15 protein-coding genes are annotated in these 20240 nt (G+C 71.0%); 1 reads left to right on the forward strand and 14 read right to left on the reverse strand.

All coding sequences use genetic code 11. The features are described from left to right. The 10 genes from EWH70_RS09095 to EWH70_RS09140 all read right to left on the reverse strand — a co-directional run bounded on the left by EWH70_RS09095 (position 1) and on the right by EWH70_RS09140 (position 15681). A complete protein-coding gene (locus tag EWH70_RS09095; RefSeq protein WP_130474855.1) occupies positions 1-1440 on the reverse strand; it encodes an EboA domain-containing protein in 1440 nt (479 codons plus the stop codon). Beyond that, complete coding sequence (locus EWH70_RS09100; RefSeq protein WP_240686915.1) at positions 1437-2246, reverse strand: SCO3242 family prenyltransferase; 810 nt, start codon at positions 2244-2246, stop codon at positions 1437-1439. Before EWH70_RS09100 ends, EWH70_RS09095 begins: the two co-directional genes overlap by 4 nt. Before the next feature lie 128 nt (positions 2247-2374). Continuing rightward, positions 2375-3547, reverse strand: a complete 1173-nt coding sequence (locus EWH70_RS09105; RefSeq protein WP_130474857.1) for an inositol-3-phosphate synthase — start codon at positions 3545-3547, stop codon at positions 2375-2377. A gap of 98 nt (positions 3548-3645) precedes the next feature. Then, positions 3646-7965 (reverse strand): ThuA domain-containing protein, encoded by a 4320-nt coding sequence (locus EWH70_RS09110; protein ID WP_240686886.1) that lies wholly within the window; start codon positions 7963-7965, stop codon positions 3646-3648. Between the two features lie 62 nt (positions 7966-8027). Beyond that, positions 8028-9197, reverse strand: a complete 1170-nt coding sequence (locus EWH70_RS09115) for a Gfo/Idh/MocA family protein (RefSeq protein ID WP_240686887.1) — start codon at positions 9195-9197, stop codon at positions 8028-8030. 44 nt (positions 9198-9241) lie between these two features. Beyond that, the gene (locus EWH70_RS09120) at positions 9242-10297 is read right to left on the reverse strand and encodes a substrate-binding domain-containing protein (protein WP_130474858.1); all 1056 of its coding nucleotides are present in this window, start codon (positions 10295-10297) and stop codon (positions 9242-9244) included. A gap of 12 nt (positions 10298-10309) precedes the next feature. After that, positions 10310-11332, reverse strand: a complete 1023-nt coding sequence (locus EWH70_RS09125) for an ABC transporter permease (protein WP_130474859.1) — start codon at positions 11330-11332, stop codon at positions 10310-10312. After that, positions 11329-12831 (reverse strand): sugar ABC transporter ATP-binding protein, encoded by a 1503-nt coding sequence (locus EWH70_RS09130; RefSeq protein ID WP_130474860.1) that lies wholly within the window; start codon positions 12829-12831, stop codon positions 11329-11331. The genes EWH70_RS09125 and EWH70_RS09130 overlap by 4 nt, the downstream gene beginning before the upstream one ends. Next, entirely contained in the window at positions 12828-14042 is a 1215-nt protein-coding gene (locus EWH70_RS09135) for an ROK family protein (RefSeq protein ID WP_130474861.1), read from the reverse strand. Before EWH70_RS09135 ends, EWH70_RS09130 begins: the two co-directional genes overlap by 4 nt. A gap of 439 nt (positions 14043-14481) precedes the next feature. After that, entirely contained in the window at positions 14482-15681 is a 1200-nt protein-coding gene (locus tag EWH70_RS09140; RefSeq protein WP_130474862.1) for an ROK family transcriptional regulator, read from the reverse strand. Positions 15682-15798: 117 nt separating this feature from the next. On the opposite strand from EWH70_RS09140, the gene EWH70_RS09145 reads away from it, so the two are divergent. After that, entirely contained in the window at positions 15799-16167 is a 369-nt protein-coding gene (locus EWH70_RS09145; RefSeq protein WP_130474863.1) for a YbaB/EbfC family nucleoid-associated protein, read from the forward strand. Between the two features lie 54 nt (positions 16168-16221). Here EWH70_RS09145 and EWH70_RS09150 read toward each other — a convergent pair whose 3' ends face one another. Genes EWH70_RS09150 through EWH70_RS09165 form a run of 4 tightly spaced genes read right to left on the reverse strand, consistent with a single transcriptional unit; the run spans position 16222 to position 20236 of the window. Continuing rightward, positions 16222-16437: a hypothetical protein gene (locus tag EWH70_RS09150; RefSeq protein ID WP_130474864.1), complete on the reverse strand. Its 216-nt coding sequence runs from the start codon at positions 16435-16437 to the stop codon at positions 16222-16224. Between the two features lie 16 nt (positions 16438-16453). After that, positions 16454-16660, reverse strand: coding sequence for a hypothetical protein (locus EWH70_RS09155; protein ID WP_130474865.1), 207 nt, complete (start codon positions 16658-16660; stop codon positions 16454-16456). Between the two features lie 3 nt (positions 16661-16663). Continuing rightward, the gene (locus EWH70_RS09160) at positions 16664-18409 is read right to left on the reverse strand and encodes a hypothetical protein (RefSeq protein ID WP_130474866.1); all 1746 of its coding nucleotides are present in this window, start codon (positions 18407-18409) and stop codon (positions 16664-16666) included. Between the two features lie 3 nt (positions 18410-18412). Further along, the gene (locus EWH70_RS09165; RefSeq protein ID WP_130474867.1) at positions 18413-20236 is read right to left on the reverse strand and encodes a hypothetical protein; all 1824 of its coding nucleotides are present in this window, start codon (positions 20234-20236) and stop codon (positions 18413-18415) included. Between the last annotated feature and the right edge of the window lie 4 nt (positions 20237-20240).

A 20240-nucleotide genomic window follows, 5' to 3' on the forward strand; every position in this document is an offset into this window, starting at 1 on the left:
CTATCCCCTCTTCACGATCTGGAAGGCGTCGGCCGGGATCTGCCGACCGGCTGCCTCGCGTTCGGCCGCGTAGTCGGCGACCATGCGGCGCAGTTCGTCGTCGGACCTGGTGTCCAGGTCGGCGACGGCGGCCAGCGGGACACCGACGAACAGGCACTTGAGCACCCCGTGCCGCCAGCTGTGCGGGTCGAGGTGCCGGGCGAACGGCCCCATGGCGGCCGCGACCAGGCGGATGTCGTTGGTCCGCAGCGCGTCGGCGAGCAGCCGCCTGCCCGCCTCGACGACCACCTCGTCCGGTTCCTCCAGTGTGGACAGTCCACGTAGGACGCCGCGGCGTTCGGCGTCGTCGCCGTAGCGGTACAGCTCGGCCAGCTCGGTGGCGAATGTCTGGGATTCCAGACTGGCCGCGAGGGTTCGCAGCAGCACCGACCTGGCGCGGTCGTCGACCGTCCCGAATACCAGACCCTGCGGATCCTCGTCGGGCTGCAGGGCCGCCCTGCCGACCTCCCGGCCGGCGGCGGGGAACAGCCTGGCGATGGCCGACGGCTTCTCCCGGATCGCCCGCACGGCGTCGACCAGCCACGGCGGGTCGGCCTCCGGCGCGGACACCGGCATGGCCGACCGCAGTGCGGCGATGCTGTGCCGGGCGATGTCCGGCGCGGCGTGGCTGTGCCGGGGTAGCTCGACGGCGGCAAGGCCGGTGTAGCCGACCTCGGCCAGCGCGGCGAGCGTCGCCGCGAGGTCCAGTTGCCCTTCACCGAACGGCAGGTGCTCGTGCACGCCCGGCATCATGTCGTCGAGCTGGACGTTGACCAGCAGGTCTCCCGCGCGGCGCACGCAGGCGGCGGCGTCGACCGGCTCGACGGCCACGCAGTGCCCGACGTCCAGCGTGACGCCGAGCCGCTCCGGATCGCCGAGTTCGGTTCGCAGCCCGAGCACCTGCTCGACGTGCTGGACCAGATGCCCCGGCTCGGGCTCCATGCCGAGCGTGACGCCGATCCGGCCGGCGTGTTCGAGCAGCTCGGCGACGCCGTTGCGCAGGCGCCGCCAGGCCAGCGTCTCGTCTAGCGTGGGCGGCCGGACGCCGGACCAGAACGACACACAGTCGGCGCCGAGGTCGGCGGCGACCTTCATGGCCCGTTCGAGGAACCCGATGCGGGGCGCGGCGTCGTCGGACAGCAGTGTCGGGTTGTGCTTGTGCCACGGGTCGAGCAGGTAGCGGGCGCCGGTCTCGATGACCACCTTGCGCAGCCCGAGGGCCGACAGCCGGGCCGCGACCCGGTCCACCTGGGCGGGCAGGTCGTCGGCGTAGGGGTTGAGGTGGGCGTGGTCGAGGGTGAGGGCGACGCCGGTGTAACCGAGGTCGGCGATCACCGCGAGGGCGTCGTGCAGCCGGTGGTTGGCGAAGCCGTTGGTCCCGTATCCGAGGTGGAACGTCACGTGGGGCTCACCCTCCTCGACAGCAGGCGGGCGACCGGCAGGGCGGCGGCGACCAGCGCCGCCGACACCACCGAGCCGCGCGCGGCGATGGCGGCCTGCAGCGGCACCATGCCGTGGATACCGGCCTTGGTGGCCGAACGGACCGTTCGCGCGCCGGGGTCCGCTACAGCCGCGGCCTGCGCCCGGCCGACCATCCCGGCGTACCCGGAGCCCGCCGCCAACGATGTCAGCCGGTGCCAGCGGCCCCGGGCGGGCCCGCTGACGGCGAGTGCACCGGCGGCTCCGCTGGTGGCCAGTGCCGCTCGGGCCGTGTTCGGGTGGGCGCCGTGGACCTCGCCGGTGGACAGCGCCGTGACGCCGAGGGTGTGCACCCCCAGCGCGGCCGCGGCGCCTGCCACGGTCCGGTCGGTGTGCCCCGCGCCGAGCAGGACGTCGAGGGTCCGGCAGGTGGCCATGCCCAGCGGGCCGGCCGCGGTGGGCTTGAGCACGGTGTCGTAGGCCCAGACCGCGGCGGCGAGGCCGGTCGCGGTCAGCAGGCCCCTGCGCCCGCCACCGAGACCGGCCAGACCGAGGCCGGCGGCGGTCAGCGCGCCGGCGGTGGCGAGGGCGGCGTTGGGGCTGATCCGGCCGGACGGGATGGGGCGTTCGGGCCGTTCGGTCGCGTCGAGTTCGCGGTCGGCCCAGTCGTTGAGGGCCATGCCCGCCCAGTAGAGCGCCGCCGACGACAGCGGCAGCAGCAGCCGGCGCCCCCGCAGCGGTACCCCGGACGCCGCGGCCCCGGCCACCGTGTCGCCCAGCACCGTCAACGCGGCGGGCGCCCGGACGAGCTCCGCGACCGTCTTTAGCCCGCTAAAGCCGCCGGGGCCGGGGTGGGCGGGGCCGGGACGGGGGCCGCAGTCGAGGACGGCGGGCGTCTTTAGCCCGCTAAAGCCGCTCACAGGGCGGCCGCCCAGGTGAGGAGGGCGGCGGTTTGCTCGGCGAAGCGGTGCTCGTCGCTGCCCAGGGGGTCCTTGAAGAAGAAGGCCAGCTCGGCGAGGGGGCCCGACTGGCCCGCGGCGTGGGCCGCGGCGGTCAGCCTGGCCAGGTCCAGCACGAGCGGCGCGGCCAGCGCCGAGTCGTAGCCGGTCCAGGTGAATTGCAAGCTCATCCGCGCGCCGAGGAAGCCCTCGAACGACACGTGGTCCCACGCGGTCTTCGTCTCACCCAGGTCGGGCACGTTGTCGATGTGCAGCGGCGCGGTGACCTGCTCGCCGAGCAGCGCGGCCAGCCCGCGTGCCTTGGACTCCAGCTTGCTCCCGGCCGTCACCGGGTCGGCCAGCGTCTCGCCGTCGCCGCCGCCGAGCAGGTTGGTGCCCGACCACGAACGGACCTTCAGCGCCCGCGCGGTGAACATCGGCGCCAGCACCGTCCGCAGCAGCGTCTCCCCCGTCTTGCCGTCGCAGCCGGCGTACGGCAGCCGCTCCCGCTCGGCCAGCTGCCGCAACGCGGGCAGCGTGACCCCGGCCGACGGCGTGAACTCCACGTACGAGCTGCCCGCTCGCAACGCCGCGTAGGCCGCCAGCGAGCTGGCAGGCAGCACCGCCCTGGCCGGGTCGGTCAGTGCCGCCTCCAGCAGGTCGAGGTCGTCGTGCTCGGGCAGCGGCGGGCAGGGCGGTTCGGTGGACGACACGTTGACGACCACCACCCTCGCCAGGCCGTTGCGCTCCGCGAAAGACCGGATGTCTTCCGACAACCGTGACGCGGCCGACGCCTGGTCACCCGTGTGAGTGGCCTGGTGGTAGCCGTCGCGGATCTCCGCGTCGACCGCCGCCAGGCCCTCCCTGACCGCCGCCAGCACCGACTGGCCGAGCACGCCGGCGCCGGCCAGCTGCTCGGCCCGCTTCTCCAGCGGGCAGTGCACGATGTCGTGCCCGCCGATGACGATGTCGTCCCAGGACACCAGCGGCACGCCGGTGAAGGCGGGCAGCTCGGTGACACATCCGGTGGGTCCGGTGACGCCTGCCCGCAGCGCCAGCAGGCCGACGGCGGCCGTGGTGGCCACCGATCCTCGCGCCCCGACCAGCCACAGGCCGGTCCGTTCCGATGACTCCGACGACTTGGACGTCATTGCCCCACCTTTCCCACCGAACGATCGGGCCGACGACCGGCGACGATGACTCAGCGTCACATCGACCGGTCGCCGACCCGATCGGGCTAGCTCATTGGTCAAACCAATCGGATCGAACCACCCGGATCAGCCAAAGCAACAGTCCCTTCGATTCGATCTGCTAACCAATTGGCATCCCTGGTGAGGACGGCCCGCACCTCGCCGTCGGTGACCAGGCTCACGTTGCCCGCCAGCTCGGCGAGTTTCCGCAGCTCGGCGACGGTTTTCTCGTCGTCGGCCGCCGCCTCGGCCTGGCGGACCACGGTGAGCTGCTCCACCAGTGCCTTGCGTGCGGGCAGAGACAGCCGACTGGTCGCCCGGAACCGGTCGATCAGCGACGCGATGTCCCTGGTCGACGTCGTCACGGCGAACCGGACCACCGAACTGCTCCGGTTACCTGACGTGTCGGTCGCCTCCACCACCAGCTCGTGGAAGCCCAGCGACATGCGGTACAGCGGCACCAGCGCGCCGTCGGCGACGGCCGCGCCGTCGAGCTTGGCGCTCACCGACGCGACACCACCGGCGTCCTCGGCACCGAAGTCGACGACGAGGTCGGCCGCGTCGCCGTAGACCGCACCCGTGGCGACCCCGCTCACCGTCACGGCGGGCGGCGTCACGTCCAGCTCCTTGATCTGGACGTTGCGGAACGACACGTCGTCGCCGTTGCCGTGGTTCTGCAGGCCGACGAAGCCCTGCGTGAGATCCCGGTTCGGGTCGGTCGAGGTGAACTCGTTGATCACCGTGCCGTTGAGCACCACGGTGATCCGCTGACCGCGGATCAGCAGCTCGTAGCTGTTCCACTGCCCCGGCGGCTTCAGCGCCGCGTCCCGCTTGGCGATGTCGGCCGACTGGAAGTTGTAGACCGAACCGGTGGTGCGCTCGGGCGCGTCGGTGGCGTCGATCTGGATCTCGTAACCGGAGTTCACCGCGACCCACGGGTCGTTGCCGGGATCGGGGAACCCGACGAACACGCCCGAGTTGTCGTCGCCGTCGACCTTCCAGTCCGCCTTCAGGCTGTAGGCGCCCCACTCCTCGTTGAACCAGAGCAGCCCCATGCCGCCGACGGACCTGATGCTGCAGTCCGCCTGCTGCTGGAACGAACCCGGACCGGCCTGCTTCCAGCCGGACAGGCTGGCCGCCGTGCCGTCGTAGAGCATCCGGTACCCCGGTTCGGCGGTCGCCGGCTTGCACGCCGCCGCACCCGGGTCGACGACGCCGGGCCCGTCGAACCTGATCAGGTCCAGGTCGAACAATCCGCCGCTGCCGGTGCCCTTGAACACCGCGTACAGCGACCCTGTGGTTCCCGGGTTGGTGACCGCGGCCGGCGCGATGTCGGCGTAGGTGTCCCAGCCACCGGTGTTGTTCACCCGCGTGGTCTGCAGAACCGGGCCGTCTGGGGACCCAGACCGCAGTTCGATCGTCCCACCCGGACCGCCGGAGCTGACCCGGTAACCGATTCCGGTCACGCCGGCCAGGTTCACCGGGTCGATCCGGATCCAGTCGCCGTTCTCGATGTAGCCGACCCGCTTGCCGCCGCTGGCGCCACCGTGGTCGACGACCTGGATGCCGTTGGCCTCGGTGTAGAACTCCGCCTGCTTGAGCTTCGGCTGCAGCGTGGCCTGGGCCTTGCTGTTCAGCGCGGGCGCGCCCTCGCCACCGTTGTCGGTGTAGCGGGCGTTGATCACGCCGAACACGTTGGCGTCCAGACCGTGGCCCTCGTCGGCAGGCGTCTTGATCTTGCCCTCGCAGCCGGTGGTCCTGCTCAGCGGGTGCCCGTGCTTGGCGTGGCCGAGCACGTACTCGACCTGCACCTTCGAACAGTCGATCTGACCGTCCTCGGGGTCGGTCACGGTCACCTTGAACGGCACCTCGTCACCGAACCCGAACACGCCACCGTGCACCGGTGCCTCCAGCTTCACCGTCGGCGCGGTGTTGCCTGCCGTGATGATGACGCTGGCGGCGCCGACCAGGCCTTTGTCGTCGGTGACCGACAGCTTGGCGATGTACTGCCCGGGCTTGTCGTAGGTGTGCGTCACCGGGCCGGCCGTGGTGGAGTCGACCACCCCGTCGGCCTCGAAGTCCCACGCGTAGGTGACCGGGTCACCGTTGGGATCGCTGGTGCCTGCCGGGTCGAGCCTGACCTCCAGCGGTTCCTGCCCGGAGGTCTTGCTGGCCGCGATCTTCACCCGTGGGGTCTTGTTCTCCTTGGTGTAGTCGATCCGGTACAGCGCCGAGTCGTCCGCGCCGCCGAAGTAGCTGCTGCCGTAGTCCAGCACGTACAGCGAGCCGTCCGGGCCGAACTCGATGTTCATCGGCCGGACCAGTTCCATCGAGTCGAAGAACGGCCGGATCGCACCACGTTCGCCGTTGGCGCCGACGGTGATCTCCTTGATCCAGCCGCGTTCCCACTCGTAGGCGAAGTTCTTGCCGTCGAAGTACTCCGGGAACTTCGTCTGCGCCGGGTTGGCCGGGTCGAAGTGGTAGACCGGGCCGCCCATCGGCGACTCCGAACCGTTGCCGAACTCCGGCAGCGATCCGCCGTCGTAGGGAATCCACGCCTTCTGGACCGGCGGGAGGTCGACCAGACCGGTGTTGTGCGGGCTGGTGTTCTTCGGTGCCGCACAGTCGAACGCCGCGCCGGACTGCCCAGTGGCGAAGTCGTAGTCGATGTAGGGCACGTTGTCACCGACGCAGTACGGCCAGCCGTAGTTGCCCGGCTGCTTGATCAGGTTGAACTCGACGGTGCCGCCGGGGCCGCGGGCCGGGTTCGCCGCACCGGCGTCCGGTCCGTAGTCACCCAGGTAGATCCAGCCGGTCTTCTTGTCGATGGCGAACCGGAACGGGTTGCGGAAGCCCATCGCGTAGATCTCGGGTTTGGTCTTGTCCGTCCCGGCCGGGAACAGGTTGCCCTGCGGAACGGTGTACGTCCCGTCGTCGGCCACCGTGATCCGCAGGACCTTGCCCCGCAGGTCGTTGGTGTTGGCCGAGGTGCGCTGACCGTCGTAAACCGGGTTGCGGTCGGGCCGCTCGTCGATCGGGGTGAAGCCGTCGGAGGAGAACGGGTTGGTGTCGTCGCCGGTCGACAGGTACAGGTTGCCCTGCGCGTCGAAGTCGATCTCACCGCCCGCGTGACAGCAGATGCCCCGCTCAGCGGGAACCTGCAGGATCTTCTGCTCGCTCGCCAGGTCCAGCGTGTTGTCCGCCTTCAGCTTGAAGCGGGACAGCTGGTTGTGGCCCTTGAACGGCGCGAAGTCCGCCGGGGTGCCGTTCTGCGGCGCGTCACCGTCTGGTGTGGACAGTTTGGGCGCGTAGTACAGGTACACCCAGCGGTTGGTGTCGAAGTTCGGGTCCACCGCGACGCCCTGCAGGCCGTCCTCGTCGTGGGTGTACACGTCGAGCTGGGCGGCCAGCCGCGTGGTGGCACCCGAGGTGGTGTAGAAGACCCGGCCGTCACGTGCGGTGTGCAGCACGTCCCGGTTGGGCAGCACGGCCAGCGCGATCGGCTCGCCGGTGCTCTCCTCGCCCTGCGCCAGGGTGATCTGGTCGAAGTGGCTTTCCGGCGGAGCCTCGCCGGTGTCGCCGGTCGAGCAGTTCGCGTTGCGGACCTTGGCGGCGTAGAGGATGCCGCCGGCCAGGTGCTTGCGGAACTCCGGCTCGGCGTAGGACTCGGTGGTGTGCCCGCCGCCGGTGTACCAGGAGCGGCCGCCTGCCTTCTCGTGGCACCAGGAGATCGGGTGGTCGCCCATCGCGCCGTTGCCCGGCTGGTAGCTGCCCTCGTCGAGGCTGGCCAGGACCTTCACCTTCGACCGGGGGTTCTCCCGGAAGTTGTACCACTCGTCGGTGCGCTTCCAGGTGTCCGGAAGGTCCGCTGTGGACGGATGGCTGTGGTCCTCGACCTTGACGTCGGCTTCCTGGATGTGCGGGTGCGACGCGAAGTACGCGCCGACCAGGTCGCCGTACCAGGGCCAGTCGTACTCGGTGTCCGACGCGGCGTGCACGCCGGCGTACCCGCCGCCGGCCTTGACGTAACGCTCGAACGCCGCCTGCTGCTCGGCGTTGAGCACGTCGCCGGTGGTGGACAACCAGACGACGGCGTCGTACTTCGCCAGGTTCTCGTCGGTGAACGCGGCCGCGTCCTCCGTCGCGGTGACGGAGAAGTGGTGCTCGGTACCCAGGTCGCGGATGGCCTGGACGCCCGCGCCGATGGAGTCGTGCCGGTAGCCGGCGGTCTTGGAGAAGACCAGGACGTCGGCCACGACGTGGGCCGGTGTGACGTCCTGCGCGACGGCAGCGGGAGTGGTGAGGGTGGCGGTGGACAGCGCTGTGCCGAAGGCGAGCGCGGCGGCGGCTAACTTACTGGACAGTCTCTTTCCACGCACAGTGTTGCTACTCCTGTCGTGACCGATGGGGACGGGTGGAGACCTACCGGGTCGGCTCGGAGTCACCTCCTCTCGTCGGTGGTGCCGGCCACCGCGTGCCAGGAACCGCCGTCGCCCGCGCTGGTCTCCACGGCGTGCAGGACCCGCTGCACGCGCAGACCGTCGTCGAAGCTCGGGGCGGGATCGGTGCCGTCGCCGATCGCGGTCAGCAGATCGGCGACCTCGTGGGTGAACGTGTGCTCGTAGCCCAGCAGGTGACCGGGCGGCCACCATGCCGCGACGTAGGGGTGCTCCGGCTCGGTCACCAGGATCCGGCGGAAGCCCGCCTCGGTCCCCCGGTCCGTGCCCTCGTAGAGGGACAGTTCGTTCATCGATTCGAAGTCGAACGCCAGGCTGCCGCGGGAACCGTTGATCTCCAGGCGCATGGCGTTCTTGCGGCCCAGTGCGTAGCGGGTGGCCTCGAAGCTGGCGACCGCGCCGGAGGACAGCCTGCCGAGGAACAGCGCGCAGTCGTCGACGGTCACCTCGCCGGTGCCACCGCCGCCGTCCGGCCGTTCGTGGACGAACGTGTTGGTCAGTGCCGACACCCCGGTCACCAGGTCACCGGTGACGAACTGCGCGGCGTCGACGATGTGCGCGCCGAGGTCGCCCAGCGCACCGGAGCCCGCGGTTTCCTTGCGCAGGCGCCAGGACATCGGCGCCCGCTCGTCGGACAGCCAGTCCTGCAGGTACACCGCGCGCACGTGGCGGATCTCGCCGAGCACCCCCTCGGCGACCAGCTTGCGAGCGTGCGCGAGCGCGGGCACCCGCCGGTAGTTGAACGCCACCATCGACCGGACACCGGCCGCCGCCGCCTCGCGGGCGGCGGCGGCCATGCGCTCGGCCTCCTCCAGCGTGTTGGCCAGCGGCTTCTCGCACAGCACGTGCTTGCCCGCGGCCAGCGCGGCGATCGCGATGTCGCAGTGGCTGTCGCCCGGGGTGCAGATGTCGACGAGGTCGACGTCGTCCCGGTCGACCAGCGCACGCCAGTCGGTCTCGACGGTTTCCCAGCCGTACCGGTCGGCGGCCGCCTTGGCCCGATCGCCGTCACGGCCACCGAGAACGGCCAGCCGTGGCGTCAACGGCACCTCGAAGAAGCGGTGCACGTTGCGCCACGCGTGTGAGTGCACCGCACCCATGAACGCGTGGCCCACCATGCCGATCCCGATCGTGTCCCCAGTCGCCGTGCTCAACGGAAGAGCCCTCCCTGTGTGGTGTTGCGCTGATCGTCCTGCCGTCAGGAGTCGAAGCCGACGTCCATGTACTGGTCGACGTTCTCCTTGGTGACGACGGCGGAGTAGGTGGTGATCTCCGAGGGGATCTCGTGCTCGGCGAGGTCACCGATGCCCTTGTTCTGGCCGAGCAGCCGGGCCAGCGCGATGGCGCTGGACGCCATCGACGGGTTGTAGAGAACCGTGGCCTTGATCGGGCTGGCGTCGGCCTTGATCAGGTTCATCATGTTCTTCGAACCCGCGCCGCCGACCATCAGGAACTCTTTGCGGTTGGCGTTGTCGATCGCGGCGACCACGCCGACCCCCTGGTCGTCGTCGTGGTTCCACAGCGCGTCCAGCTTCGGCGCGCCCTGCAGCAGGTTCGCGGTCTGCTGCTCGCCGGACTCCGGGGTGAACTGCGCGGAGACGCGGGGGCCGACGGTGAAGCCGTGCCGGGCCAGCGCGTCCTTGAAGCCCTTGCTGCGTTCCTGGGTCAGCGGCAGCGAGTCGATGCCCGCGACCTCGCCGATCACCGGGTTGGTGACGTTCTTCGCCTTCAGCTGCTGTGCGATGTAGTTGGCCGCGTTGACGCCCATGCGGTAGTTGTCGCCGCCGATCCAGGTGCGGTAGGCCAGCGGGGTGTCGAACACGCGGTCCACGTTGATCACCGGGATGCCCGCGTCCATCGCCTGCTGACCCACCGCGGTCAGCGCCTTGCCGTCGAAGGGCAGGATGACCAGGACGTTGACCTTGGCGTTGATCAGCGTCTCCACCTGCGAGATCTGCTGGTTGACGTCGTTGGTGCCCTCGGTGGCGCGGAAGGTGACCTCGCTGAACTTCTCCGCCTGCGCCTTGGCGTTCTTCGTCATCGCCGCCATCCAGCCGTGGTCGGCGGCCGGCGCCGAGAAGCCGATGGTGACCGGGTTGCCCGGCTGGGCGTTGTTGCCCGAGCCCTGCGCCACCGGCTGGTTGTTGTTCGCGGCCGGGGCCTCGTTGGACGTGCAGCCGGCGACCAGCGCGCCGGCACCCAGCGCACCCGCGCCGATCAGGAAACCGCGGCGGCCGAGGAATTGTGTGGACATGGCGGGGCCTTCCTAGGTGGTGGAGGGGGTTCGCTTGGAACGGAACTGCAACAGGACGGCGAGCACGATGATCACGCCCTTGGCGATGTTCTGGATGTCGGTGTCCAGGTTGTTGAGCGTGAAGATGTTGGACAGCACGGTGAAGATCAGAACGCCGATCAGGGTTCCGATCAGCGAACCCCGGCCCCCGGTGAGCAGCGTCCCGCCGATCACCACCGCGGCGATCGCGTCGAGCTCGTAGAACATGCCGTTGGTGGACGCGCCCGCCGTCGTCCTGGCGACGACCATCAGCGCGGCGATACCGCAGCACAGGCCGGCGATCGCGTACACGAGTGCGGTGTGCCGCTTGACGTTGATGCCTGCCAGCCGCGACGCCTCGGGGTTGCCGCCGACGGCGTAGGTGCGGCGGCCGAACGTCGTGCGGTTGAGCACCACCCAGCCGACCGCGAACACCAGCGCGAACATCCAGATCAGGACCGGGATGCCGAGCAGGTCGCCGCGGAAGAAGTCGAGGAAGCCGGTCTCGCCGACCACCTGCGTGTTGCGGCCGCTGATGCGCTCGGCCAGGCCGCGCGCCGAGGCGTACATGGCCAGCGTGGCGATGAACGGCACCACTTTTCCGTACGCCACCAGGATTCCGTTGATCAGCCCGCAGCCGACGCCGACCGCGAGGCCGCACAGGACCATCACGAACGGGCCGTAGGACTGGGTGGCCAGCGTCGTCAGCCAGACGCTGGACAACGCCACGATCGAGCCGACGGACAGGTCGATGCCGCCGCTGATGATGACGAACGTCATCCCGACCGACACCACGCCGATCGCCGCGGCCAGGCGCAGGATCGTCGACAGGTTGCCCTCGGTGAGGAACTGCTCGGGCGCGGTGAAGTACCCCACCAGGCACAACACGAGCAGCACCCCGGCGAGGCCGAGCAGGCGCACGTCCGGCCGGAAGCCGGATCCGTTGCGCTGCCGGGATTCCGGCGTCTGCGCCGGTGGCGTGCTGTCGGCACGCACCGCCTCGGTCTGTTCGGTCACGCCGCACTTCCCTCCATGATCACATCCAGCACGTCCGCCTCGGTGAGTTCGGCGGACGGCCGGTCGGCGAGCACTTGTCCCTCACGCAGCACCAGCACCCGGTCGGACAGGCCGAGCACCTCGGGGATCTCGCTGGACACCAGCACGATCGCCACGCCGCTCTGGGCCAGTTCGTCGATCAGCCGGTACAGCTCCGACCGCGCGCCGACGTCGACGCCGCGGGTCGGTTCGTCCAGCAGCAGCACCTCGCAGCCGCGGACCAGCCAGCGGGCCAGCACCGCCTTCTGCTGGTTTCCGCCGGACAGCGTGCGGATGATCCGCCGCGGATCGGCGGGCCGCAGGTCCAGTTCCTTGAGCTTCGCGGTGGCCTCGGCCATCTCCCTGCCGCGGTCGGTGAACCCGAGCTTGGCGTAGCGGGTGAGGCTGGCCAGCGACACGTTGTGCGCGACCGGCAGGTCGAGGACGAGGCCCTGGCTCTTGCGTTCCTCCGGCGCCAGGCCGATCCCCGCCGACACCGCGGCGGAGACGCTGCCGCCGCGCACCTTCTTCCCGTTCACGGTGACCGTGCCGGAGTCGGCCTTGCGGGCGCCGAAGATCGTCTCCAGCAGCTCGCTGCGCCCGGCGCCGACCAGTCCGGCGATGCCGACGACCTCGCCCGCGTGGACGGTGAACCCGACGTCGGCGAACTCGCCGGTCCTGGTCAGGCCGTCGACCTCGAGGACCGGGTTGGCCCGGTCGGCGTGCCCGTCGTGGCGCGGGCCGAAGACCGTCTCGACCTTCTTTCCCGCCATCAGCTGGACCAGCTCCGAGGTCGGCGTGTCCTGGGCGTGCAGGCCGGCGGCCACGGTCCGGCCGTCCTTGAGGACGGTCACCACGTGCCCGATCCGGCGCAGTTCCTCCAGCCGGTGGGAGATGTAGACGACCGCGACGCCGTCGGCGGTCAGCTCGCCGACGATGCGGAACAGGTTGTCGACCTCCTCGCCGGCCAGCGCGGCGGTCGGCTCGTCCATCACGATCAGGCGGGCGTCGTCGGCCAGTGCCCTGGCCATCGACACCAGCTGCTGGCCGGCCGCGGACAGCCGTCCGACCTCGGTGCCCGGGCGGATCTCCGGGTGCCCGAGCCGGGCCATCAGCTCCGCGGCGCGGGCGCGTGCCTCGGAACGTTTGGTGAAGCCGAAGCGGTCCAGCTCCCTGCCGAGGAAAATGTTCTCCGCCACCGAGAGGCCGGGCACGAGGTCCAGTTCCTGGTACATCGTGGCGATGCCGAGCTTGAGCGCCGCGACCGGATTGGCCAGCGTGACCTGCTCGCCGTTCCAGGTGATCGTGCCCTCGTCGGGCTGGTGGGCACCGGCGAGAACCTTGATCAGCGTCGACTTGCCCGCACCGTTCTGGCCGAGCAGACAGTGCACCTCGCCCGGTGCGACGTCGAGATCGACGCCGTCGAGCGCACGCACGCCGGGGAACGTCTTCACGATCCCGCGGACGGACAGCAGGGTCATGCCTGAGCCTCCTCGGTCAGGGGGGACAGGGTCGGATCGGTGAACAGCCGCTCGATGGCCTGGTGGGCGGCGCCGCGCAGGCCCGCGGTCGTTCCCAGCGAGGACGCCTCGACGCGGCAGCGGGCGTGGTTGGCCAGCGTCCGGGCGCCGAGTTCCAGCCGGACCGGTTCGATCAGCCAGTCGCCCAGCTCGGCGAGGTAGCCGCCGAGCACGATGACGTCCGGGTCGAGGACGTCGACCACAGTGGACAGTGCGACGCCGAGCGCGACGCCGAGTTCGTGCACGGCGGCGACGGCGCGCTGGTCGTTCTGGCGGACCCGTTCGCGCAGCAGCCGGGCCCGGCCGTCGACGCCGAGCGCGGGGTCGTGCAGGCGGTCCTCGGCCGGGGCGGCGGCGCGCAGCACCGCGGGCAGGCCCGCCTTGGTCTCCAGACAGCCGAGGCGGCCGCACGGGCAGTGCTCGCCCTGCGGGTCGACGGTGACGTGGCCGACCTCGCCGGCGAACCCGCGGGCGCCGCGCTGTAGCAGGCCGCCGCAGACCAGGCCGCCGCCGATGCCGATGCCGCCGCTGAGGTAGAACAGGTCGCTCACTCCGGGCCGGGCGTGTGCCTCGGCCAGCGCGCCGAGGTTGGCCTCGTTGTCGACGGCGATCGCGGCCAGCGGCAGGCCGAGCCGGGCGGCGAGCAGGTCGGCGATCTCGGCGTCGCGCCAGCGCAGGGTGGGGGCGAAGCGCAGCAGGGCGCCGGCGGAATCGACGAGGCCGGGGACGGAGACGGTCACCCCGGCCGGCGGGGCTTCCATGCCGGCGAGCAGGTCGTGGGCCAGTTCGGCCAGTTCGTCCATGCCGCGGTGCAGGCCGAGGGTGACAACGTCGGCGGCCGCGGTGCGCTCGGCGACGACGCGTCCGGCGAGGTCGGTGGCCAGTGCGGAGAAGCGGTCGGCCTCGATGCCGAGCGCGAGGCCGTAGGCGCTCTCGCCGCGGAGTTCGACCAGCTGGCTGGGGCGGCCGGAGACGCCGGTGAGCATGCCGGCGGGGCGTACCAGGCCGCGGCCGCTCAGTTCGGTGACCAGGCTGGACACGGTGGCCTTGTTGACGCCGCACCGGGCGGCGAGTTGAGTGCGGGACAGCGGGCCCGACCGCAGCGCGCGCAGCAGCGCGGCGAGGTTGGCGGTGCGTTGACTGACCGGGTCGGCCCGGCCAGTGATCGGCACGCTGTCACTTAAGGCCACTCTGCCCTCACTTTGTTGTCTCGGCAGCGAAAGTAAGGTGGCGCGCGTCACCCGTCAAGGTGGTTTGACGGGAACATTCCCGTCATACCCCCAAATAGAGCACCCGTTTGCACCAAACTTTCGCTCATGTTGACCGAAAGTATGCACGCCGCTGCCGGTTTCGTATAGACCCCGTTGGCCGATCCGTTACCCGCCGGACTAGTTAGCTGCGGTCACGAAGCGCCGTCTTTAGCCCGCTGAAGACGGCGCGGCGAACCCGACCGGCACCGGTCGGGCCGTCGGCGTCTGGACTGACGAGCCCAAAGGCCGCTCAGCGGCCGACGGCGAGGAGGGAAGACGCCGACTGAAGGGCCCGACCGCGTCCGAGCGGATCGAGGACCAAGGATTCGGCTTTAGTGGGCTAAAGACGGTTCCCGGCTGCTCAGGTGAGGGCGAAGGCCCGGTCGGCGGCGGACCAGGCGGCGCCGATGACGCCGGCGGTCTCGCCCAGCTCGGACAGCACGATCGGCAGATTGCCGGTGGCCAGCGGCAGTGAACGGCGGTACACGGCACTGCGCACCTCGGCGAGCAGCTGGTGGCCGAGCTGCGCGACACCGCCGCCGATCACCACCATGCCCGGGTTGATGAAGCTGACCAGCGACGCCACCACCTGGCCCAGCCTGCGCCCGCCGTCGCGGATCAGGTTCACCGCGCCGAAGTCGCCGGACGCGGCGGCGAGGCCGACGTCGTGCGCCGTCACCGCCCCCTGCTCGGCCAGCACCCCGGCGAGGAACGCCGACCGTCCACTGCGGGCCAGGGTCAGGCCGTCGCGGGCCAGCGCGGCGCCACCGAAGTACGCCTCCAGGCAGCCGACCTCGCCACACGCGCAGGTCGGGCCGTAGTCGTCGAGCCGAATGTGACCTATGTCACCCGCCGCTCCGGCCACGCCCCGGTACACCTTGCCGCCCAGCACGATCCCGCAGCCGATACCGGTTCCGACCTTCACGAACACCAGGTCGTCCAGCGATTTCGCCACCCCGGCGTGCCGCTCGCCCAGCGCCATGGCGTTCACGTCGTTGTCCACCGCCACCGGGCAGCCCCACAGCCCGCCCAGGTGGTCCCGCACGGAGAACCGGTCCCAGCCCGGCATGATCGGCGGCGCCACGGCCATGCCCTCGGCGAAGCTCACCGGGCCGGGCAGCCCGATCCCCGCGGCCAGCAACCGGCCCGGCGCCTGCTGCCGGATCTTCTCCGCCAGCTCGGCCACCCGGTGCAGCACCGAGTGCGGCCCCTGCCGCACGTCGCAGTCCTCGACGGTGTGCGCGAACACCTCGCAGGACGCGTCGGTGACCGCGATCGACACCGACGTCGCGCCGACGTCGACGGCGAGGATCCGCAGGTCGCTCGCGAGCCGCAGCAGGGTGGACCGGCGCCCGCCCCTGCTGGCCGACGGCCCGGCCACCTCGACCAGCCCGAGTTCGCCCAGCCGGGTCACCTCGGCGGCGACCCGGGCACGCGGCAGTTCCAGCCGTTCGCCGAGTTCTACCCTCGACATGGGACCCTCGTCCCGGAGCAGGGTCAGCAGCTGCGTCTGGTGCCGGGTCTCGACCATCGGCTGCTCCTTGGTGGATGCCGCGCTCATTGGATCGAGCCTACGGCCTTTCTCACGTCGTGCCGACAGCAGCACTGACGTGAAAGATGCCCTGGGCAGCGAGGAGTTCCTGTACGACAATCAGGTGACCAACGAGGGGAGGGTGCTGTGACGAGGGACCACGAGGAGTTGATAGCCGACTCCGCGAAGACCACTCCGAAGGCCCCACCGTCCGGCCCCACGGCTCTGTACCACGAGCTGGGCCAGGTCGAAGCCACCGCAACGTCGGCTGACGAATCGGTCACGGTCGTCGCCGGCCCGGGCGGGACGATCAAGGACATCCAGCTCACCGGAGACGCGTTCGACCTGCCGGCCGACGAGCTGGTCGGCACGCTGCTGAACACGGTCCACGAGGCGGCCACCGAGTCGGTCCGCCGGCAGGCCGAGCTGGTCGACGAGCACACCGGCGACCGCGCGATGCCACCGGGCAGCCTGCGCGGGCTGCGTCCCGCCGGGGAGGACAACCGGCCGGAGTGAGGGCCACCGCCGCTACGACGGTGGCCCCACCTGTCTCCACCACGAATACGCGAATCAGCTGGGCAACAACCTCCCCGGGGCCTGGACGACGGACTGGATCAGGCCGAGCACCGGAACGCCGAGCGGATCGAACGTCCAGATGTTGTTCAGCTCGCTGGTGTCGGGCTCGTCGACGATCACCGGGTCGGCCAGCGCCGGGGCGACCCCGCCGGCCAGCACGGCCCCGGTGAACGCGGCGACGGCTGCCACGCGCACGAGGTTCTTCCGCATCAGTTCTCGCCTTTCACTAGGCACCCAACAGGGTCAGCAAGCCGTAGACCGGCGCCAGCGCGTCGGCGGGCAGACCGGCCACCGGCCCGAGCAGCCCGCCGAGGTCGACGCCGGGCAGTACCCAGACCGGCGTCTCGGCGGCTCCGGCGACCCCTCCGGTCACCAGCGACAGCACGGCCAGCGCCGCACCGGCGACCAGCACACGGGCGGACATCCGTTTCATCTCTCACCTCCCTTCCACTCGTCGCGGGACAGGCAGTGGCGCCGACACCGGCACCACCGTGGCGCGCGGAACCCACTGCCCCGCGAGCTCGGTGTTCATCGGCATGCCCGGTACGTGCACCTCGTCCGGGCCCATCGGCATGGCGGTCACCTGGGCGGCGGCGAACACCCGCACCGGGCCGGACGCCGCATGACGTTGCGGCCCCAGCCAGGTGTGGAACCCGGCAGGCGTCGGGCTCTCCTCACCGAAGGCGTTGCCGACGGCCACCGCGTAGGTGACCGCCAGCTGTTCCCTCGGGTCGAACCGCAGCGGCACCGCGGAGCTGGTGACCGAGTTGACCACCGGCCCGTGCAGCAGCCACGGTGCGAGGTACAGGCCGAACGGGTAGGACGCGCTGTCCCGCTGCACGTCCGCGGCCTCGGTCAGCGCGGTCTGCGCCGCGGCCCAGCCGCCGACGGCGACCAGCGCGTTGTCCGCACCGGGCCCGCTGTCGGCACGCAGCCCGTGTGCCGCGGCCGCGTCCCTGACCACCTCTGCCGCCCGGGTGCCCCTCGGCGAGGCGTCGGCGGCGACCGCGACACCGGCCACCCCGCGCTCGTCGAGGAACCCGACCAGCTGCCGCAGCGCGTCGGCGTCCTCATCGGACAGTGCGTCCGCCGGGCAGGCGCCAAGTACCTCCCGGCGTTCCGCGACGAGTGCGCCCAGCGCGGCGGAAGCACACTCCGGACCGTCCACACCGGACGCCGAAGCCGGGCCGGTACCGCTGCCGGTGTCGACGTCGACGGTGCCGTTTCGCCCGCCGGAGCGCACCGTCAGCTCACCACGCCCCTCGGGCAGCTCGACCTCCGCCCAGGTCCCCTCGGCACCCAGCCGCGGGACGGCCCGGCGCGCCGGCCCGTCCCCGACCGAGACCTCGGCGTCCTGTCCCGCCGCCGCGGGCAGGTGCACGAGGTTGGTGCCCGGCCGGTGCGGACTGATCAGCACCGGCACTCCGGCCGCCTCGGCCAGCACCGGGACCCCGGGTTCCGGCAGCGGACCGGGCACCGGCACGGCGGCGAGCGCGGTCCACGCCAGAAACGCCGCTGCCACAACGATTCCGCCAGTCTGGTATCCCAGACCCCGGATCGTCAGCACCAGCACCACGATCGGCAGCACGACCGACGCCGTCAGCACCAGGCCGAACGCGCTGTCGTACAGCCGCCGGTCGAATCCGACCCCGGACGCGACCAGCCGCACCACCCCGGCGACCACCAGCAGACCGGCCAGGGTGATGGCCAGCGGACCCGGCCGCAGCGTCGCCGACTCCCAGCGCCGCGGCAGGATCACCGCACCGAACCAGGTGGCCGCGGCGGCCACGTACACGGTGTCGACGGCGAAGTCCACACCGGACCGGCCAGCCGCGGTTTCCACCACCAGCAACAGGATCAGCGGCACCGCCAGCCAGCGGGCGGCCCGGTGGGCACCCGGCAGCCAGACGGCGACGGCGACCGCGATCACCAGCACGGCGTGGCCCGCACCGGCGACCGGGTTGACGTCCCACGCCGTGATCGACAGCAGCGCGAGCACCGCCGAGATCCCGGCGAGGCCTGCCCCGGTCAGCCGGGCCGTACTGCCCACGTCACCGGCCACCGGGCGCAGCAGCCCGGTTCCCGCCACCGCCGCCGCGGTCAGCAGCAGCGCCAGCCGGACCAGCACGACGACGAGGTCGGCTCCGGCGGGCCCGAGGCTGGAATGAGTGCCGTGATCCATGGGTTACTTCACGTCCGCGTCGGCGACGACGAACAGTTCCGAGTGCGGCTTGGCGTTGCCGAAGTCGCCGTGTGGCCACGACCTGCGGTTGAAGTTGATGCCGACCTGACCGGAGAACTCGTCCCGGAAGTTCTCGTCCAGCGAGACCTTCCCGTCCCTGCCCAGGTTCAGCATGTTCACCTTGTGGTCACCGTCCAAACCGGACCGCGCGACGAAGTAGTTCGACACCGCGAGCCGCGACGGCTGATCTGTCTCGTGGTAGAAGCCGTCCGCCCCGAGCGTGAAGTTGTCGTAGGCGCCCCAGTGCGGACCGGCCGCCGGCTGTCCCGGGTTGATCGGCGCCGCACCGGCCACCGTCGGGCAGTCGCTCTCCGCACCGCCGTTACGCGACTCCGGCAACGTGTCGATCCGGCACTTGAAATCCGTACCCGCCGCCAGCAGCTTCCGGATGTCGAGCACGTAGACGCCGCCCGTCGAGCCGGGGTCGTTCGGCCCCAGCGCGCCCTTGCCGCGACCGGTGATGGCCCGGTACAGGAACCGGTCGTCGGGGCTGGTCTGGATCCAGCCGCCGTTGGACCCGCCGCCGTTGCTGTCGTTTCCGGCGTGGATGGCCTTGTTGGCCGCGCCGTCGTCGAACACCTGCACCCAGCGCGGTTCCCTGGCGGTGATGTCCGGCGTGTAGAACACGGCACCGCCCTGCATGGTCTGCGCGAACGCGCCCTTGTGGCCGGGCAGGTTGGTCACCGTCGTCTCCATGACCGCGCGGCTCTCGGAGTGCAGTGGGTCGGCAGGGTCGGCCCGCGGACCGTCCGGCAGGTAGGACACCGCCCGCAGCTTCGGGTTGTTCCGGTCGGAGATGTCCCACGTCCGCACCGTCGGCCTGCGCAGGTAGGGCGAAGGTTGCTTGACCGGGTCGAGGATGATGTTGCGTGGCTCGGCGTAGTCGCTGGTGACCAGGGTGTTCAGGTCCTCGCGGGCCTGGATGCCGTGCGGGTTGGCGCAGGTCGGCTTGCCCAGTCTGGGCAGGTTGGCGCACAGCTTCTCGTTGTCGCCCTGCGGGGTCGCCGCGGACGTCTGGGAGAGCACCTTCCCGGTCCGGTCGAACCGGACCAGCGCACCCGGACTGCCCGCGAAGCCATTGCCGACCGCCACCTGACCGTTGGCGTAGGCATAGGGACCGGGCACGACCGGGCCACCCATGTAGGTGCCGTAGGCGGTGCCGTCCTTCAGCGTCCAGTAGGCGTCCGGCACCGACCCGCCCAGGGTGTTGGTGGGCAGGCTGACGCCCTTGAGCTTGAGCTGCGGCAGTGCCGCCACGTCGAACGTGTAGGTCGCGGCGGCGAACAACGCACCGGCGTAGATGGTGTCGCCCTTGTGCCACACGTACTGCATGTGGTGCGGCTCGTTCTCCACCAGCGGGCCGACGGTCGCGGTGTTGACGACCTTGCCGTAGTCCGGCGAGCCCTTCGTCGCGTCGATGACGGCGAGGAAGTCCGGGCCGGGCAGGGCGTTGCGGATCTTGCCGAGTCCCCCGCCGATCGTGCCGGGGAGGTTCTTCACGTCCTTGACGAGCGTGTCGGCGATGTTCTCGTCACCGGCCCAGACCAGCAGCCATTCCTTGCGCTGTCCGGAATTCTTGGCGGTGGGGACGAGGTGATTACGCACCCAGTACTGCTTGCCGTCGGACGCCGTCCGCGCGTCGGTGACCACCTCGACGTCGGCGTAGGCACTGGTACTGGATCCGGTGTAGGTCACGGCTCCGACGGCGAGCACCGTCGCGGCCGCGCCCACCGTCAGTTTTCGCCAGCGTGGCGAATTGGGCAGCATGAAT

The organism is Amycolatopsis suaedae, from assembly GCF_004214935.1.
Taxonomy (GTDB): Bacteria; Actinomycetota; Actinomycetes; order Mycobacteriales; family Pseudonocardiaceae; genus Amycolatopsis; species Amycolatopsis suaedae.

What these genes read in the sequence shown, in the direction of transcription:
- EWH70_RS09105 (WP_130474857.1), bottom strand. Translation starts at nt 3,547, where the DNA reads ATGACGTCCAAGTCGTCGGAGTCATCGGAACGGACCGGCCTGTGGCTG.
- EWH70_RS09120 (WP_130474858.1), bottom strand. Translation starts at nt 10,297, where the DNA reads ATGTCCACACAATTCCTCGGCCGCCGCGGTTTCCTGATCGGCGCGGGT.
- EWH70_RS09130 (WP_130474860.1), bottom strand. Translation starts at nt 12,831, where the DNA reads ATGACCCTGCTGTCCGTCCGCGGGATCGTGAAGACGTTCCCCGGCGTG.
- EWH70_RS09140 (WP_130474862.1), bottom strand. Translation starts at nt 15,681, where the DNA reads ATGAGCGCGGCATCCACCAAGGAGCAGCCGATGGTCGAGACCCGGCAC.
- EWH70_RS09150 (WP_130474864.1), bottom strand. Translation starts at nt 16,437, where the DNA reads ATGCGGAAGAACCTCGTGCGCGTGGCAGCCGTCGCCGCGTTCACCGGG.
- EWH70_RS09155 (WP_130474865.1), bottom strand. Translation starts at nt 16,660, where the DNA reads ATGAAACGGATGTCCGCCCGTGTGCTGGTCGCCGGTGCGGCGCTGGCC.
- EWH70_RS09160 (WP_130474866.1), bottom strand. Translation starts at nt 18,409, where the DNA reads ATGGATCACGGCACTCATTCCAGCCTCGGGCCCGCCGGAGCCGACCTC.
- EWH70_RS09165 (WP_130474867.1), bottom strand. Translation starts at nt 20,236, where the DNA reads ATGCTGCCCAATTCGCCACGCTGGCGAAAACTGACGGTGGGCGCGGCC.